Raw genomic sequence first — 17,087 nt, forward strand, 5'->3', positions numbered from 1 at the left:
TACTATAAAAAAGAAACGACGCCAATAATGACGTCGTTTCAGTTTCTTATTAATTTACGGAATAGTTCGGGGCTTCTTTCGTGATTTGAACATCATGCGGATGGCTTTCACGCAAGCCTGCTCCAGTCATACGAATAAATTGTGCATTCTCACGGAAGTACACAAGGTCAGCAGCACCGCAGTAGCCCATGCTGGCACGCAAGCCGCCAAGCAGCTGGTGTACTGTATCTGCAAGTGCTCCTTTAAATGCAACGCGTCCTTCGATACCTTCTGGTACCAATTTCTTCGATTCTTCTGTTTCGCCTTGGAAGTAACGGTCTTTGGAACCAGATTTCATCGCTCCAACAGATCCCATACCACGGTATACTTTGTATTGACGGCCTTGGAAAATTTCTGTTTCGCCAGGGCTCTCTGTTGTACCCGCAAACATGCTGCCGAGCATAACGGCATGTCCGCCTGCTGCTAATGCTTTGGCAATGTCGCCAGAGTATTTAATTCCCCCATCTGCAATAATGGAGACGCCGTGCTTGTCAGCTTCTACAGCACAGTCATGGACTGCTGTGATTTGCGGCACGCCAACACCAGCTACAACACGTGTTGTACAAATAGAACCAGGTCCGATACCAACTTTAACTACATCAGCGCCAGCTTCGATCAAAGCACGTGTACCTTCAGCTGTTGCTACATTACCAGCAATCAAGTCCACTTCAGGGAACTTCTCTTTAATTGCTTTTACTTGCTCCAAAACGCCTTTAGAATGACCATGTGCAGTATCAACAACAAGTACGTCCACACCAGATTCCACTAGCTTGCTGATACGTGTCATCGCATCACCAGTAACGCCGACAGCAGCTCCTACAAGTAAGCGGCCATGTTTGTCTTTAGCGGAATTCGGAAACTCAATTACTTTCTCAATATCTTTAATAGTAATCAAGCCTTTAAGCACGCCTTTATCGTCTACAAGCGGCAGCTTTTCGATTTTATGTTTCTGAAGAATTTTCTCTGCTTCATCTAACGTTGTGCCGACTGGTGCAGTTACCAAGTTTTCTTTTGTCATCACATCGGAGATTGCAATCGAATAATCCTGCACGAAACGAAGATCACGATTTGTCAGGATACCGATCAGCTTCTGCTCTTCTTTGTTGTTCACGATTGGTACACCTGAAATGCGGAATTTACCCATCAAATGCTCAGCATCGAACACTTGGTTTTCAGGGCACAAGTAGAATGGGTCTGTTATAACGCCGCTCTCAGAACGTTTTACACGATCCACCTGTTCTGCTTGCTCTTCAATGGACATGTTCTTATGGATAATGCCTAGTCCACCCTGTCTGGCCATTGCAATGGCCATACTAGCTTCTGTTACAGTGTCCATTCCAGCACTGATAAGTGGAATGTTTAGTGTAATATTTTTGGTTAATGCAGTTTGGAACTTCACATCACGTGGCAATACCTCAGATCTTGCTGGCATAAGCAAGACATCATCAAAGGTCAAACCCTCTTTTGTAAACTTGTCTTCCCGCATGTTTATCCTCCTTTTATCATGAAATGACTATATATGGTTAAAATACTTCTATAAAAACCTATTGTTACTTACAATACGCCATGATGCGCGGTTTTTCAACTATATAATCATTGAAAAATTAATGGAGGATTCTGTATGAAAGATGAAAACGTCTCCACCTTTCTAACCTACCTGGAAGCAGAAGATGCAGCCCTTTCTCTTCTGCAAAATAACTATCAGCAACTCGCTATCCCCGATGCAGAAAGCCGGAGCTATCAGAACATAGCTGCTTTCCTGGCTTACTTAAGCCATGGAAAAGCTTATAATTCCTATGGTAAAGATGCCCCGCTTTTTATGAAGCCTGTCTTATTGTTTTACGGAATGACACATTTTATGAAAGCTAGTTTGCTGCTGATGAGGCCGGCATATCCAGAATCAACAGCTGATTTGGCGCATGGGCTGTCGTCTAGAAAACGTAAAAAAAGGGATTATCAGTTCAATCTTGATGAAGTTCTTGTTCAAAAGCGCGGCTTATTTCCCTACTTTTCACGATATGTCTGTCAGAAAGATTTACTTTCCATCCAGAAGCTATCTATGGGCGATATGCTTGGTTTAATTCCAGAGTTACAAGATCTCTTACTGATGCAAGAAGAGAAACAGCATATGGTACCGGCAGAACAGCAGCAAAATACCATTCATCTGCCTTCATCCTTGCCTGATCACTTTCAATATACACAGCGCCGTTTCCGTGAACTTCTGCATGCTTTCTCGTTGCAATTGACTAGTGACGACCAGCTGGCTATCCAGACTCCAGATATAATTTGGCAAGCAGCTGGTCCGCTTTTTTACAGTACAACAGATCAGCAATACCACTTTCTCAAACAGCGAAGCTTAACGGCTATCCATGAGTGCATGGCCCATTATGTACTGCTGTATAATCTGAGCATGATTTGCCGTTATGAAACTGAATGGTGGACAGATTTTCTGCATGTGAGTAAACCGCACGAATATCCGCTAATTGTCCGTTTTCTAGAAACCACTTGTGAGAAAATTCCGCTGCTAATCGGATCTTTTATGCAGCAGCGCTTTATAGATACAAAAAAAGCACGCTAAATGCGTGCTTCATTTGATGACTTCTTCAATGTGTAAGTCCGGATATTCATTCATCGCTTTCACTTCTCCAGATTCCAGCTCACGGACCATTGGTTTGGTCGGATTACTGCTATCCGTAAAAACAATTTCAGCTAGCTGCCCGGAAGATAAACGAACCGTCGTCTTCTGCTGTGCATCAAGAAAAGCTTGAATAAAAGACTGCACCATGGAAGGATCAAATCGTTCAAATTGCTCGTCCAGTATGATTTCAACTGCTCTGTAAGGAGATACAGCCCGCTGATGAGCCCGTTCGGATATGAGTGCATGATAGGTATCGCAAATGGAAACAAGACTTGCGAAAGGATGGATTTTATCTTTACTCAGCCGGAGCGGATATCCTGTTCCATCTGCTCGTTCGTGATGCTGCAGAATTGCAAGTTTTGCTTTTGTGGAAAGATGAGAAACTTGCTCTATCATTCGGTAAGACAGTGTAGGGTGTTTCTCTATATCCTCTCGTTCATGTGCATGTAATCTCCGCTTTTGCAGAAAATATGGCTGCTTGAGCTTCGCCATCCCGCAATCAGCCAACAAAGCAGCTAAAGCTGTTTGGTTCACATCCGCCTCTGTGTAACCTGCTTTCTGCAGCACAGCTGCTGCAAGCAGCGCAATTCCAATTGCATGATGAGATACATAGTCTGTCTGCGTCCGATAAGATGGCAAATTGAAAATATTTCCTTCCCAGCTTGCTGCCTTTTCCATTACCGGTAACAGCATTTGCCGCAAACTAGACGCATCCACTGCAGCTCCGTGCTGCCAAGAAGCAAACTGTTTTTGATATGCATCTGCTGCTGCTTCCAAGGCATCTAGAAAATTCTGTTCCTTTTTCAGCATCTTTGGCTTTACAAATTCCTTACTTGGAACAAAGCTGGTACCGTCTTCTAAGTGACTGGCTATTGGTACTTCCTTCACAAGTAATTTTTGCAGATAAAAGATATCCGACTCTGTCAGTATTGTTTTACTCTTTACAAGCGGTAAACCACTCTTTCCCATCACGTCTGCAGTTACAATACAGCCAGCTACAAGTTGATTAGCTGAGACGATCATATCCTACGCACCCTTTCTTCCACTACATTATGTAAAAAAAGCATTCCCACTATGGGAGCGGGAATGCTTTCAATCATACTTCTTCGGAATCCTCAGAGTTGTCTGCTTCAGACTGTACTGGTACATCCAGCAATTCTTCCGAAACACCCTCTATTTCCTCTTCTTGCTCTTTATCAATCCGAGCAACAGTAGCAACTGCTTCATTTTCTTGAATACGAATTAGAATGACGCCCTGTGTATTCCGGCCAGTGACGGAGATACTGGCAACAGGCATACGGATTAAGACGCCAGAAACGGTAATAATCATAATATCTTCATCACCACTTACTGGTTTGACAGCAACCATCTGACCTGTTTTATCCGTAATCTTAGAGGTTAGAATACCTTTACCGCCGCGATTTGTAATACGATATTCTGATTCTGGCGTGCGCTTTCCGAATCCTTTTTCTGTAACGTTCAGGATATCGACGCCTTCATCAATAATATCCATTGATACTACCGAATCGTCTTCCCCGCGTAAGCTGATTCCTTTTACTCCCGCAGCAGTCCGGCCCATCGGACGAATCTGTTCTTCAGGGAAGCGAATCAAATAACCATTTTTCGTACCAATCATGATGTGCTTGTTACCATCAGTCATACGAACAGAAATCAATTCATCATCTTCACGCAGATTCAATGCAATCAAACCGCCTCGGCGGATATTGGCAAATTGAGAAAGGGTTGTCCGTTTGGATATGCCTTGTTTTGTTGTAAAAATCAAATACCAGTCATCAACAAAGTCCTTAACAGGTATCAAAGCATTAATCCATTCGCCTTTTTCAATCTCCAGCATGTTGATAATCGGTATACCTTTCGCTGTCCGGCTGAACTCTGGTACTTCATAGCCTTTTGCACGATATACTTTCCCTTTATTAGAGAAGAATAGAATCGTATCATGCGTACTAGTAGAGATGAGATGTTCAACAAAGTCATCTTCATTCGTTCCCATACCTTGAATACCTCTGCCGCCGCGTCCTTGGCTGCGATATGTGGAAGAAGGCAGGCGTTTGACATACCCTTGGTGTGTTAAGGTGATGACCACATTCTCTTCTGGGATCAGTGCTTCATCCTCAATAAAGTCTGTTCCGCCGATTACAATCTCCGTACGGCGCTCATCACCAAAGCGTTCCTTAATTTCAATCAATTCTTCCCGGATGATTTCCAATACTTTCTCATCATCAGCAAGGATTGCTTTCAGCTCTGCGATAAGTTTTACAAGTTCCTGATATTCCTCTTCAATTTTGTCACGTTCCAAACCTGTCAAACGCTGCAAACGCATATCCAAGATTGCCTGTGCTTGTTTGTCAGATAGCTCAAAGTTAGTCATTAACGCTTCACGAGCAATATCTGTTGTTTGGGATCCGCGAATCAAACGAATGATTTCATCCAAATTGTCGAGTGCAATACGTAAACCTTCCAAGATGTGAGCTCTTGCTTCCGCTTTACGCAATTCGAACTCTGTTCTGCGGCGGATAACAATTTGCTGGTGATCCAGGTAATGTTTAAGCACTTGCTTCAAGTTCAGGATCTGCGGCTTCTCGTCTACAAGCGCCAAAATGTTAATTCCGAATGACGTCTGCAAAGCTGTATGCTTATACAAATTATTCAAAATTACGTTTGGATTTGCATCACGGCGGATTTCAATAACAACGCGCATCCCGTTCCGGTCAGATTCATCGCGCAAATCTGTGATACCTTCAATTCGCTTATCACGCACTAGCTCTGCAATTTTCTCCACCAGACGAGCTTTGTTCACTTGGTAAGGAAGTTCTGAAACAAGGATAGTGGATTTACCATTGTCGTGTTCAATAATCTCTGTATTAGCACGAACAGTGATTGAACCGCGTCCTGTTTCATAAGCCTTCCGAATGCCGCTTCTGCCTAATATTTGAGCTCCAGTAGGAAAATCAGGGCCAAATATATGTTCATCCATCAGTTCTTCAACGGTGATATCTGGGTTCTTACTAAGAGCCAGGACACCATTAATCGTTTCATTTAGGTTATGCGGCGGTATATTCGTAGCCATTCCGACCGCAATACCAGACGCACCGTTTACAAGCAGGTTCGGGAAGCGGGCTGGCAATACAAGTGGCTGTCTTTCGGAACCATCGTAGTTATCGCCATAGTCAATTGTATCTTTGTTGATATCACGCAATAGCTCCATTGATATCTTAGACATACGTGCTTCCGTATACCGCATTGCTGCTGCTGAGTCGCCGTCCACAGAACCGAAGTTGCCGTGTCCGTCAACGAGCATGTAGCGATAACTGAAATCCTGCGCCATACGCACCATCGCTTCATATACTGCCGAGTCACCATGCGGGTGGTACTTACCGATTACTTCCCCGACAATACGAGCTGATTTTTTATATGCTTTATCAGCATGCATACCCAAATCGTGCATTGCATAAAGAATTCTGCGGTGTACAGGCTTCAAGCCATCTCTAGCATCGGGCAATGCACGTGCTACGATAACGCTCATTGCATAGTCAAGGAATGATGTACGCATTTCTTGACCAATATCTCTTTCTTGCACACTTGGACGTAATTCATCCGCCATGCGAAAAACCTCCTGTCAATTGCCAGTACCAATACTCTATTGGTTAAATATCTAAATTCTGCACATTTTCTGCATTGTCTTGAATGAAATTCCTTCTTGGTTCAACTTTGTCACCCATCAGTATATCGAAGATCTGATCGGCATCAATCGCATCCGCTAAGCTGACTTGCAGCAATGTGCGGTGATCTGGATCCATTGTGGTATCCCATAACTGTGTTGCGTTCATTTCTCCTAGTCCTTTATAACGCTGCACACCAGGCTTCGGTACTTTCGGGAGTTCACTCATAATCCGATCCATTTCACGGTCATTGTACGCATAGTATGCCGCTTTCCCTTGCTGTACTTTGTAAAGCGGCGGCTGGGCGATATATACATAACCATTTTCTATCAGCGGGCGCATGTAGCGGTAGAAGAATGTCAAAAGCAACGTCCGGATATGTGCGCCGTCGACATCAGCATCCGTCATGATAACCAATTTATGATATCGTGCTTTTGAAATATCGAAGTCTTCCCCGATACCTGTTCCTAAAGCAGTAATCATTGCGCGAATCTCATTATTGGCAAGAATCTTATCTAGTCGAGCTTTCTCAACGTTGATAATTTTACCTCGCAATGGCAGAATCGCTTGGAAGTGACGATCACGTCCCTGCTTCGCTGAACCGCCGGCAGAGTCTCCCTCTACTACGTACAATTCACTGATAGAAGCATCTTTGGAAGAACAATCTGCAAGTTTACCTGGCAAGCTGCTTACTTCCAAAGCACCTTTACGCCGTGTGAGTTCGCGTGCTCGTTTTGCCGCTATACGAGCGCGAGATGCCATTAATCCTTTTTCAACTACAATTCTGGCTGTATCTGGATTTTCGAACATGAACTTGGAGAATAACTCTGTGAACGCCGCATCAGTTACTTGGCGTGCTTCACTGTTACCAAGCTTCGTCTTTGTTTGGCCTTCAAACTGCGGATCGGGATGTTTGATAGATATAATGGCAGTTAAGCCTTCCCGTACATCATCACCAGACAAATTAGGGTCATTTTCTTTGAACATGTTGTTTTTCCGCGCATAGTCATTTATAACGCGTGTCAATCCAGATTTAAATCCAGCTTCATGTGTTCCGCCTTCATACGTATGGATATTATTCGCAAAAGAGTAGATACTGCTTGTGTAGCCGTCGTTGTATTGCAGGGCAATCTCCACTGTGATATCAGAATCCGTATTTTCTGCATAAAACGGTTCGTGTAATACTTCCTTGGATCGATTCAAATGCTCCACATAAGAACGAATACCGCCTTCATAGTGGAAGGTAACAACCTCAGGTTCTTCTTCGCGCTTGTCTTCCAGACTGATAGCCAGTCCTTTATTTAAAAACGCAAGCTCACGAATACGGACAAGCAGCGTCTCTTTGTTATACTCTGTTGTTTCCGTGAAGATCTCTGGATCCGGCTTAAAATGCGTGAAAGTTCCTGTTCTGTCAGATTCCCCAGTGACTCTTAAATCAGCTTTTGGGATACCTCGTTCAAAAGTTTGCTCATGGATTTTGCCATCACGGTGCACGGTAACATTCAATTCTGTCGATAAAGCATTTACAACGGATGCACCTACACCGTGCAGACCGCCGGATACTTTATAACCGCCTCCGCCAAATTTACCTCCGGCGTGAAGGACCGTCATAATGACCTCAACTGCAGGCCGGCCAGTTTTTTCATGTGTGCCGACAGGAATTCCTCGGCCGTTATCCTCTACCGTAATGCTGTTATCCTTCTCAATTGTTACTTTGATATGGTCACAATAGCCGGCAAGTGCTTCATCGATACTGTTATCAACGATTTCCCACACTAAGTGGTGCAGCCCGCGCTCACTTGTCGAACCAATGTACATTCCCGGACGTTTTCTTACAGCCTCTAAGCCTTCCAGTACTTGTATCTGATCTGCATCATATAACTGTTCTTCCGGCATCTTATCTTCCATTGCCATATGCTTTCACCTGCGTTTCTTTAAAGGTTATCTTCTTCTATCATTCTCGGAATCGAGACAGCAGCCCGTCTTTTCAGTGTTTGCACAGATAAGGGACTCGAATAGATCCCATCTATGGTGACAATGATAGATTTGGCTGCTGTATCATCCGCTTCGTCATTTTCTGCCCTCTCGGGGTCAACTGTTTTGGCCGCTTGGTCGTATTCCAATATAGCCACAACATCTCTCGCCCTGACGACATTATCCCAACCAATTGACAGAAACATATCAAGCCCCTCCTGACTCACGAACAAGCTTGCCTGCTTGGATGTTAAACAGTTCGGCCTGCCTTAATGTGTCATGCTGAATGCCGGACACATTTGTCGTTGATACAAAAGTCTGTACTTTTCCTTGTATCGTTCCAAGTAAATGGGATTGTCGGCTGTCGTCCAATTCACTCAATACATCATCCAGCAATAGAATCGGATAATCTCCCACTTCTTTATGAATCAGCTCAATTTCAGCCAGTTTCAGGGATAATGCAGTTGTGCGCTGCTGCCCTTGTGAACCGAAGGCTTGTACGTCTTTCCCGTTCACGTAAAAAGACAGGTCATCACGATGGGGGCCTGCTAATGTTGTCCCTCTTTCCACTTCACGCGTTCTAAGTGCAGAGAATTTTTCTTCATAAGCTATTCTCAGCGTTTCCTTATCGGATTCTTCTGATACGTCAATATTGGAAAGATATTCTATATCAAGCATCTCCAGTCCCGTAGTAATGCCCTGGTGAATGGGCTGGGCCCATTTCCGCAGCAGTCCAAGGAACAAGAAACGTTTTTCTAAAATAATAGCAGCGTGCTCGATCAGCTGCTCTGTGAGCACATCAAGCATCGTCGGATCAGCTTGACGCCGCTGAAGCAGCTTCAGCAGATGGTTTCGCTGCTTTAATATTTTTTGATATTGTCCAAGGTGATAAATGTAAACAGGCTGAATCTGTCCGATCTCCATATCAATAAAACGCCTGCGAATTTGCGGACTGCCTTTCACCAAGTTCAGATCCTCAGGAGCGAACATGACTACATTAAGCGCCCCGATATAATCACTTAGGCGTTTTTGTTCCAGATGATTCAGTTTTGCTTTTTTGCCTTTGGACGATAATACAATTTCCAGAGGAAACCGCTGTTTTCGCTTTGAGATGTTCCCTTCTATTTTAGCATATTCTTGGTCCCATTGGATAAGTTCTTTATCTTTCGGAGTCCGGTGGGATTTAGAAAAAGCGAGAACATAGATGGCCTCCATCAAGTTCGTCTTGCCTTGTGCATTCTCACCGATGATTACATTTACTTTATCGTCGAATTGAAGCTGCAGCTTATCGTAATTCCGATAATGCGTAAGCGTTAGCTCTTGAATATGCATGCTCAGGTCCTTTCTGTATCCGGCAAGCTGCTATGCCTTTTTGACAATAAATACATCGGATGTCGCTGGCAGCTCGACACGATCCTCCGGATACAGCTTCCTGCCGCGTCTGTTTTCTTCTTCTCCATTCACTAGCACCGGATAGTCAGCCAGATACAACTTAACCATTCCGCCGCTTTCCACAGCATTCACCAGCTTCAGGAATTTACCCAGCTGAATATATTCGGTATTAATCTGAATTTCTTCGTTCATTTCCGCTCTCCTTACTTTTAGTGCCTTCTTATTATTTTACTAAAGTATCCACAACATTGAAAGTTATTTTCATTATGCCCAATTGAACAGACAACATGTTATGCACAAAAAAAAGACACCGCCGATTGGCAGTGCCTTTATCCACATGTGCATAACTCAGTACGTACGAACTGGTGTAATCAGCTGCAGCAAATCTTCATCATCAGTTGGACGAATGAGGAATGGACGCATTGCTCCTGTGAATTCAATTTTCACTTGCTCACTTTCAATAACCTTCAGCGCATCCATCATATACTTGGCACTAAAACTAATGCGCAGTTCTTCACCGGAAATTTCTTCAACAGACATTTCTTCTACCACTCGACCAACTTCTGGTGAGTTACTGCTGATTTCTAATTTTCCGGATTCTTGCGTAACAAGTTTCACAACGTTATTTCTATTCTCTTTTGCTAGCAAAGATGCACGATCGATAGAACGGAGCAATTCTTTTGTATCAATTTGAAGGACAGTCTTGCTTTCATTTGGGATCAGACGAGACGTGTCCGGGTAATTACCTTCCAGCAAACGAGAAAGGAAATATAAATGTTTTGTGCGGAAAAGAATTTGGTTATTTGTAATTCGAATTTCTACAGGGTCCTGATTTTCATCAAGAATTTTATTCAGTTCTGTCAAACTTTTACCTGGAATGACAACATTTTGGAAATCAAATGCTGCTGAAATCGGAATTTGTCGAGATGCTAGCCTGTGACTATCTGTCGCAACAAAATGCAATTGATCATCTTGTACACGAACATTTACGCCAGTCAATAAAGGGCGTGTTTCCTGTGTAGATACAGCAAATACTGTTTCTTTTATTACATTCTTGAATAAATCCGCAGGAAGTTCAAAGCTGTCTTCACTATGAAGCTTCGGCAGCTGTGGATATTCATCAGCATCTTGCCCATTTAATTTAAATTCTGCACTTCCTGAACGAATCGTAACATTTAATTGTCCATCAGATTCAATTTCTACCGCATTCATCGGTACTTTTCGTACGATTTCTGGGAAATACTTAGCTTGCAAGACAATGCTTCCTGGTTCTATTTGTTCTACATACACAATTCCATCTTCTTCTTTAGGGATAAAGGATTCGATTGAGATATCGGAATCACTGCCTGTTAGCGTAATGCCGTCTTCTTTTGCTTCAATCTTCATTCCTGTAAGAATTGGAATAGCTGTTCTGGATGAGATTGCTTTCATCACGTCTTGAATACTAGCTAATAGTCGATCACGTTGTATGACAAATTTCATGATAATTGCGTGCCTCCTAAAGGGGTGTTCTTATATTAATTATTATTTATAAAAATACAGTAGTAGTAATAGGGGCTGTGATTATGTGGATAACCACCAAAAAACCCAGTTATGACAACAAAAACACCCTGTGGATAATATGTGAATAAAAAAAGAGTTTATGCACGTTTATCAACAGGGCCTTCTCGTCAGAAAGATTTTAGTCTTTCTTTTATCTCATCAATTTCACGCTGGAATTCCTGATCCTCACTTAATAGCTTAGATATTTTCTCGTGCGCATGAATGACAGTGGTATGGTCCCTTCCGCCGAATTCTTCACCTATTTTAGGTAAAGAGAAATCGGTTAGTTCACGAGAAAGAAACATTGCAATTTGACGAGGAAAAGCAATGGCCTTCGTACGTTTTTTTGCACTAAATTCTTCTAAGCGTACGTTAAAGCGCTCACCGACCAGCTCTTGAATCGCGTGAATCGTAATGACTTTCGGCTTCGAGCTAGGAATGATATTTTTAAGTGCGTCCGCTGCTAAAGAAGCATCAATATCCGAGTTTATAAGAGAGGAATAAGCAACAACGCGTATAAGTGCACCTTCCAGCTCTCGGATATTTGTATCTATTTGATTGGCAATGTACAGCATAACTTCATTTGGAATATCTAAACCTTCTGCTTTGGCCTTTTTGCGTAAGATGGCAATTCTCGTCTCCAGATCCGGTGGTGTGATATCAGTAATTAATCCCCATTCAAACCGGGAGCGAAGACGATCCTCTAATGTTGGAATTTCTTTTGGCGGCCGGTCACTGGAAATAATAATTTGCTTATTTTCTTCATGCAGCGCATTAAATGTGTGGAAAAATTCTTCTTGTGTTTGTTCTTTTCCAGCCAAAAACTGAATATCATCTATAAGCAAGACATCAATATTTCGGTACTTTGCCCGGAATTCTGCTGTTTTGTTATCTCGGATAGCGTTAATGAATTCATTTGTAAATTTTTCGGAAGATAAGTACACCACTTTTGCACCTGGATTATGATCAAGTACATAGTGTCCGATTCCATGCATTAAATGCGTCTTGCCGAGCCCGACACCTCCATAGATGAAAAGCGGATTATAAGCTTTAGCGGGTGCTTCTGCAACAGCCAGTGATGCAGCATGTGCGAAGCGATTGCCGGATCCGATAACGAATGTATCAAATGTATATTTGCTATTCAGCATCGTTTTTGGTGATTCCGATGCAGTATCTTTCGCTGCTGTTTTTGCAGGCACAGCTGGTCTGGCAGCTTCTTCTTCCTGCTGAAATTCCGGAATGATGAACTTTGTCTGCAGGCGATTACCGGTCACTTCAAAAAGGGTGTCTCCAATCAAGGAAGAGTAGCTGCTTTCCAGCCAGTCTCTGGCAAACTCATTGGGAGCTTCAATAATTAGGGTATCCTCTTCGAGTGCGTATGCGTTCGTATTTTTCAGCCACGTATCAAAGCTTGGCTTACTGATTTTCTGTTCAATTGCTTGTAACGTTTTTTTCCATAAATCCTGAATATTCTCCAACAGGCATCCCCCTTTCTGAAAAAATGAAAGAAGCAGTCACTTTAACTAGGAACTGCATCATAGTAGGTATTAAAAGACCTTTTTTTAGGCATAAGAAAAATACGGACATGCCAAAAAGGCCGTGCAACTCAATTATAGTAATGTGGATAAAAAAAACCGCGTAAATTGTGGAATCAGAGAGGTTTCTCCAGTTGTCCACTTTCCTGTTGATAAGTGCATCTACAGGGCTGTGAATAGATGTCCACAGCTTATCCACACATTGTGGATAATAGTTTTTGGCTAGGTAGTTATTCAATCAGTAAAACACAAATATGATACCAGAATAATCCTTGTGTTGCAATGCGCATTCGACACTTATCCACATTCACTTGTACGTGTAGACAAAAAATATCCACAGGGTGCGATTATGTGAGTAAGTTGTCGAAAACTTGTGTGGAAAAAGTTATGCACAGGTGTATTAGATTAACACGGGTTGTGGATAAAAGAAAGGCAATTAGCAGCAAAAAATGAGAGGTTGACATGTTTGCTCATTTAAAAGTATAATGTTCAAGACTGTCTATGACCTTTCGCAATATTTTTTATATATCCTCGAGGGAGGTGTTTGATATATGAAACGTACATTTCAACCTAATAACCGTAAAAGAAAAAAAGTACACGGCTTCCGTGAGCGTATGAGCAGTAAAAACGGACGTAAAGTTCTAGCTCGTCGTCGTCGTAAAGGAAGAAAAGTATTGTCTGCATAAGACCACTTACTGTAATAGTGGTCTTTTTGACTTTATATACTTGATCAGTGTACGAACACAGTTCCGACTGTGCTTTTACATGAGTGGAGAAGGAGAATAAACCAGAAGCTTAAATGCCGTGTTTATTCTCCTTCTTTCAAATTAAAAGACTATTTCTGCTAAATAGGCATGTTTGAGGGGATCCTCTTATGAAGAAAGAATATCGAATCAAAAAGAATGAAGCGTTCCAGGAAGTGTTCCAAAAAGGGAACTCCTTTGCGAATCGCCAACTCGTTCTATATTATAAGAAGCAGGATAACGGAGATGCGCATTTCCGTATCGGTTTGTCTGTCAGCAAAAAACTTGGAAACGCTGTTATGCGGAACAAGATAAAGCGCTATTTAAGACAAGCTTTCCATGAATTGGACGAGCAAGTAGCTGGCGGCTATGATTATGTTGTCATTGCGAGACAGCCGGCAAAAGACATGTCATATCATGAGCTGAAAAAAAGCTTGATCCACGTGCTGTGGAAACCGCGTCTGCTGAAGCAGCTGAAAAACCGAAATAAAGATACAGAATAGAGAAAGTCTTATGTAAGGAAGTTAAGGAGGAAACATGGTGCGTAAAAAAGGTATATTAGCGTTAGCGCTCGTGCTGCTTGTCGCAGCATTGGCAGGTTGTGCGCCGAACTCGGAGCCAATCACATCGGAGAGCACCGGATTTTGGAACAAATATGCAATTTTTCCTTTATCCGAGGTAATTCGCTACTTTGCTGAATTGTTCAGTGATAACTATGGCTTAGGAATTATCATCGTTACGGTGATTATCCGTCTAATCTTGCTGCCGCTTAACATTAAACAGCTGAAAAGCTCCCGTTCCATGCAGGCGATCCAGCCGGAATTGAAAGAGCTGCAAAAGAAATACAGTTCCAAAGATGCAAACACACAACAAAAACTTCAGCAGGAAACGATGCAGCTATTCCAGCGTCATGGTGTAAACCCGCTTGCGGGCTGTCTACCAATCATCGTTCAAATGCCAATCTTGCTTGCGTTCTATCAAGCAATCAGCAGAACAGAAGCGATTAAAGAACATGGTTTCTTATGGGTGCAGCTAGGTCAACCCGATCCATACTTCATCTTGCCGATTGTTGCAGGTTTAGCAACATTCTTGCAGCAGAAGCTGATGATGGCTGGGAATACGGCGATGGCGGCTAATCCGCAGATGACAATGATGCTTTATATCATGCCAGTTATGATTACTGTTTTTGCCTTGTTCCTGCCGTCTGCTCTAGCATTGTACTGGGTAGTCGGTAATATTTTCATGGTAGCCCAAACATTATTGATCAACAAACCAATGATGGCGGGGAACAAGCAGCAAGCTGATGGCAAAAAGTAATGAACCAGCTCACTGCTCGCGGGAAAACCGTAGATGATGCCATCCAATCGGCCCTTCAGCAGCTGCAAGCTGCCAAAGAAGATGTTGAAGTAACCATCATTGATGAAGGAAGCAAAGGTTTTCTTCGTTTATTCGGTGCCAAACCGGCTGTAGTAAAAGTCGTGATAAAAACAGATGTTATGAAAGCAGCAAAAGCTTATTTGGAAAGTGTGATTCGACACCTGCATCCGAATGTCCAGGTGGAGATCACAACTCGAAAGAAAAAGCATGTGATGTTTACGCTTAGCGGAGAAAACCTCGGCATATTGATAGGGAAACGAGGACAGACGCTTAATGCGCTGGAGCAGCTTGTCGAACAATTCCTGCATCAGCAAAAAGCATATCATGTTACAGTTACCGTCGATGCGGAAGGATATCGATTAAAAAGGCGGGAAACTCTTGAAAAGCTAGCAGTGAATGCTGCCAGCAAGGCATTAGCGCTGCAAAAAGCGATACCTCTGGAACCAATGCCGGCAAGCGAACGGAAGATCATACATGCTGCACTGCATAAACAACAGGATGTTGAAACAGATTCGAAAGGGAAAGAACCCAATCGTTATCTCATCATCCAACCATCACAGGAAAAGTCTTGGCAATAAGCCAAGACTTTTTTTGTGCGCTTTATTCACATGTGGACATTTTTTGACAACCTAGCAAGTGTTATTTTTTGTTGTGGATATCTTTCTTTTTAATAGGCAAATGTGCTATTCTTATAAGTTAGTGAGTATAAACACAACCACAGGATTAAACTGTGGATAAATAGATGAACTGAACAATAGATAGAAAGAGGTGAAAAGCATGCAGCATGAAACAATTGCAGCTATCTCAACTCCAGTAGGAGAGGGAGCAATTGCCATTGTGCGGCTAAGCGGGCCAGAAGCAGTAGAAATTGCTGCAAAGCTTTTTGATGGTAAAGCATTGACGACTGTGCCAAGCCATACCATTCACTACGGCAAGCTTATTGACCCTATTACCGGGGAAGTCGCAGAAGAAGTAATGGTTTCTGTTATGAAAGCTCCAAAAACCTTTACGCGAGAAGATGTTGTGGAGATAAACTGTCACGGCGGTCTTGTTTCCGTTAATCGCGTCTTGGAGCTTGTATTGCAAGAAGGAGCACGCTTGGCAGAGCCAGGGGAATTTACAAAACGTGCTTTCTTAAATGGCCGGATTGATTTGTCCCAGGCAGAAGCTGTCATGGATCTTATTCGCGCGAAGACTGACAGAGCGATGAACGTGGCGCTAAAACAAATGGACGGCAGACTTTCCCGACTCATTCAGAAGCTGCGTCAGGAACTGCTGGAGACTGTAGCACACGTAGAAGTGAATATTGATTATCCAGAGTACGACGATGTAGAAGAGATGTCGCACAATATGATGATTGAGAAGACACAATATGTGTATAAGGAAATTGAGAAATTGCTGGAGATGGCGAAGCAAGGTAAAATCTTGCGCGAAGGTCTGGCTACTGCGATTATTGGCCGCCCGAATGTAGGAAAATCTTCCTTGATGAATGCACTTGTGCACGAAAATAAGGCGATTGTCACAGAAATTGCAGGAACTACGCGAGACGTAATCGAAGAATATGTCAATGTACGCGGTGTTCCATTAAAACTTGTGGATACAGCAGGTATTCGGGAAACAGAAGATATCGTTGAAAGAATTGGCGTGGAGCGCTCCCGCCAAGTATTGAAGCAAAGTGATCTTATTTTACTTGTGCTTAATTACGGCGAAGAAATCTCTGATGAAGATCGTCATTTATTCGAAGCTGTCAAAGGACTTGATGTCATTGTTATAGTGAATAAGACGGACCTTGCGCAGAAAATCGATTTGGAAGAAGTGCAAAAGCTGGCAGGAGACCGTCCTGTCATCACGACAGCACTTATAGAGGAAAAAGGAATTGATGAACTGGAGCTGGCCATCAAAGATACCTTCTTTGCAGGAGAAATTGATGGCGGCGACTTGAGTTATATATCGAATGTGCGGCATATTCAGTTGCTCAAGCAAGCATTATCTTCACTGCAGGAAGCAATGAATGGCATTGAAATGCAAATGCCGATGGATATTGTCCAAATAGATGTAACACGTACTTGGGAATTACTCGGTGAAATTATCGGGGATACCGTGCATGAAAGTTTAATTGATCAACTGTTTTCACAGTTTTGTTTAGGTAAATAAAAAAGGAGAGAAT

15 protein-coding genes are annotated in these 17,087 nt (G+C 42.7%); 6 read left to right on the forward strand and 9 right to left on the reverse strand.

Features of this window, described 5'->3' with window-relative positions; translation table 11 throughout:
* Positions 1 to 49 precede the first annotated feature (49 nt).
* Complete coding sequence (gene guaB / locus CRO17_RS00155; protein WP_097038121.1) at positions 50 to 1,525, reverse strand: IMP dehydrogenase; 1,476 nt, start codon at positions 1,523 to 1,525, stop codon at positions 50 to 52.
* A 135-nt stretch (positions 1,526 to 1,660) separates the two neighbouring features.
* On the opposite strand from guaB, the gene CRO17_RS00160 reads away from it, so the two are divergent.
* The gene (locus tag CRO17_RS00160) at positions 1,661 to 2,617 is read left to right on the forward strand and encodes a YaaC family protein (protein WP_097038123.1); all 957 of its coding nucleotides are present in this window, start codon (positions 1,661 to 1,663) and stop codon (positions 2,615 to 2,617) included.
* A 9-nt stretch (positions 2,618 to 2,626) separates the two neighbouring features.
* Here the strand turns inward: CRO17_RS00160 and CRO17_RS00165 are convergent, their stop codons facing one another.
* The 8 genes from CRO17_RS00165 to dnaA all read right to left on the reverse strand — a co-directional run bounded on the left by CRO17_RS00165 (position 2,627) and on the right by dnaA (position 12,743).
* Entirely contained in the window at positions 2,627 to 3,700 is a 1,074-nt protein-coding gene (locus CRO17_RS00165; protein WP_097038125.1) for an HD-GYP domain-containing protein, read from the reverse strand.
* A gap of 73 nt (positions 3,701 to 3,773) precedes the next feature.
* Positions 3,774 to 6,299 carry a DNA gyrase subunit A gene (gene gyrA, locus CRO17_RS00170; protein ID WP_097038126.1) on the reverse strand — a complete coding sequence of 842 codons (2,526 nt, stop codon included), beginning with the start codon at positions 6,297 to 6,299 and terminating at the stop codon, positions 3,774 to 3,776.
* Between the two features lie 43 nt (positions 6,300 to 6,342).
* On the reverse strand, positions 6,343 to 8,271 hold the full coding sequence (gyrB, locus tag CRO17_RS00175) for a DNA topoisomerase (ATP-hydrolyzing) subunit B (RefSeq protein ID WP_097038129.1): 1,929 nt from the start codon (positions 8,269 to 8,271) through the stop codon (positions 6,343 to 6,345).
* Between the two features lie 20 nt (positions 8,272 to 8,291).
* On the reverse strand, positions 8,292 to 8,537 hold the full coding sequence (gene remB, locus CRO17_RS00180) for an extracellular matrix regulator RemB (protein WP_097038130.1): 246 nt from the start codon (positions 8,535 to 8,537) through the stop codon (positions 8,292 to 8,294).
* 1 nt (position 8,538) lies between these two features.
* The gene (gene recF, locus CRO17_RS00185; protein WP_097038132.1) at positions 8,539 to 9,663 is read right to left on the reverse strand and encodes a DNA replication/repair protein RecF; all 1,125 of its coding nucleotides are present in this window, start codon (positions 9,661 to 9,663) and stop codon (positions 8,539 to 8,541) included.
* 30 nt (positions 9,664 to 9,693) lie between these two features.
* Positions 9,694 to 9,915, reverse strand: coding sequence for a S4 domain-containing protein YaaA (yaaA, locus tag CRO17_RS00190; protein WP_077305970.1), 222 nt, complete (start codon positions 9,913 to 9,915; stop codon positions 9,694 to 9,696).
* Between the two features lie 156 nt (positions 9,916 to 10,071).
* Positions 10,072 to 11,205 (reverse strand): DNA polymerase III subunit beta, encoded by a 1,134-nt coding sequence (gene dnaN, locus CRO17_RS00195; protein ID WP_097038134.1) that lies wholly within the window; start codon positions 11,203 to 11,205, stop codon positions 10,072 to 10,074.
* 188 nt (positions 11,206 to 11,393) lie between these two features.
* Positions 11,394 to 12,743 (reverse strand): chromosomal replication initiator protein DnaA, encoded by a 1,350-nt coding sequence (gene dnaA / locus CRO17_RS00200; RefSeq protein ID WP_097038136.1) that lies wholly within the window; start codon positions 12,741 to 12,743, stop codon positions 11,394 to 11,396.
* A 608-nt stretch (positions 12,744 to 13,351) separates the two neighbouring features.
* Here dnaA and rpmH point away from each other — a divergent pair.
* The 5 genes from rpmH to mnmE all read left to right on the forward strand — a co-directional run bounded on the left by rpmH (position 13,352) and on the right by mnmE (position 17,074).
* Positions 13,352 to 13,486, forward strand: a complete 135-nt coding sequence (gene rpmH, locus CRO17_RS00205; protein WP_077305977.1) for a 50S ribosomal protein L34 — start codon at positions 13,352 to 13,354, stop codon at positions 13,484 to 13,486.
* Between the two features lie 188 nt (positions 13,487 to 13,674).
* Entirely contained in the window at positions 13,675 to 14,046 is a 372-nt protein-coding gene (gene rnpA, locus CRO17_RS00210) for a ribonuclease P protein component (RefSeq protein WP_097038138.1), read from the forward strand.
* Positions 14,047 to 14,080: 34 nt separating this feature from the next.
* On the forward strand, positions 14,081 to 14,860 hold the full coding sequence (gene spoIIIJ, locus CRO17_RS00215; protein ID WP_097038140.1) for a YidC family membrane integrase SpoIIIJ: 780 nt from the start codon (positions 14,081 to 14,083) through the stop codon (positions 14,858 to 14,860).
* Positions 14,860 to 15,498, forward strand: coding sequence for an RNA-binding cell elongation regulator Jag/EloR (jag, locus tag CRO17_RS00220; protein ID WP_097038142.1), 639 nt, complete (start codon positions 14,860 to 14,862; stop codon positions 15,496 to 15,498). Before spoIIIJ ends, jag begins: the two co-directional genes overlap by 1 nt.
* A 199-nt stretch (positions 15,499 to 15,697) precedes the next feature.
* Positions 15,698 to 17,074, forward strand: a complete 1,377-nt coding sequence (gene mnmE, locus CRO17_RS00225; RefSeq protein ID WP_097038144.1) for a tRNA uridine-5-carboxymethylaminomethyl(34) synthesis GTPase MnmE — start codon at positions 15,698 to 15,700, stop codon at positions 17,072 to 17,074.
* The last annotated feature ends 13 nt before the right edge of the window (positions 17,075 to 17,087 follow it).

Origin of the sequence: Terribacillus aidingensis (assembly GCF_900215625.1) — a bacterium.
Classification (GTDB): domain Bacteria; phylum Bacillota; class Bacilli; order Bacillales; family Amphibacillaceae; genus Terribacillus; species Terribacillus aidingensis.

Coding starts and splice junctions, on each gene's coding strand:
- guaB (WP_097038121.1), bottom strand. CDS start 1,525: ATGCGGGAAGACAAGTTTACAAAAGAGGGTTTGACCTTTGATGATGTC.
- CRO17_RS00160 (WP_097038123.1), top strand. CDS start 1,661: ATGAAAGATGAAAACGTCTCCACCTTTCTAACCTACCTGGAAGCAGAA.
- CRO17_RS00165 (WP_097038125.1), bottom strand. CDS start 3,700: ATGATCGTCTCAGCTAATCAACTTGTAGCTGGCTGTATTGTAACTGCA.
- gyrA (WP_097038126.1), bottom strand. CDS start 6,299: ATGGCGGATGAATTACGTCCAAGTGTGCAAGAAAGAGATATTGGTCAA.
- gyrB (WP_097038129.1), bottom strand. CDS start 8,271: ATGGCAATGGAAGATAAGATGCCGGAAGAACAGTTATATGATGCAGAT.
- remB (WP_097038130.1), bottom strand. CDS start 8,537: ATGTTTCTGTCAATTGGTTGGGATAATGTCGTCAGGGCGAGAGATGTT.
- recF (WP_097038132.1), bottom strand. CDS start 9,663: ATGCATATTCAAGAGCTAACGCTTACGCATTATCGGAATTACGATAAG.
- yaaA (WP_077305970.1), bottom strand. CDS start 9,915: ATGAACGAAGAAATTCAGATTAATACCGAATATATTCAGCTGGGTAAA.
- dnaN (WP_097038134.1), bottom strand. CDS start 11,205: ATGAAATTTGTCATACAACGTGATCGACTATTAGCTAGTATTCAAGAC.
- rpmH (WP_077305977.1), top strand. CDS start 13,352: ATGAAACGTACATTTCAACCTAATAACCGTAAAAGAAAAAAAGTACAC.
- rnpA (WP_097038138.1), top strand. CDS start 13,675: ATGAAGAAAGAATATCGAATCAAAAAGAATGAAGCGTTCCAGGAAGTG.
- spoIIIJ (WP_097038140.1), top strand. CDS start 14,081: ATGGTGCGTAAAAAAGGTATATTAGCGTTAGCGCTCGTGCTGCTTGTC.
- jag (WP_097038142.1), top strand. CDS start 14,860: ATGAACCAGCTCACTGCTCGCGGGAAAACCGTAGATGATGCCATCCAA.
- mnmE (WP_097038144.1), top strand. CDS start 15,698: ATGCAGCATGAAACAATTGCAGCTATCTCAACTCCAGTAGGAGAGGGA.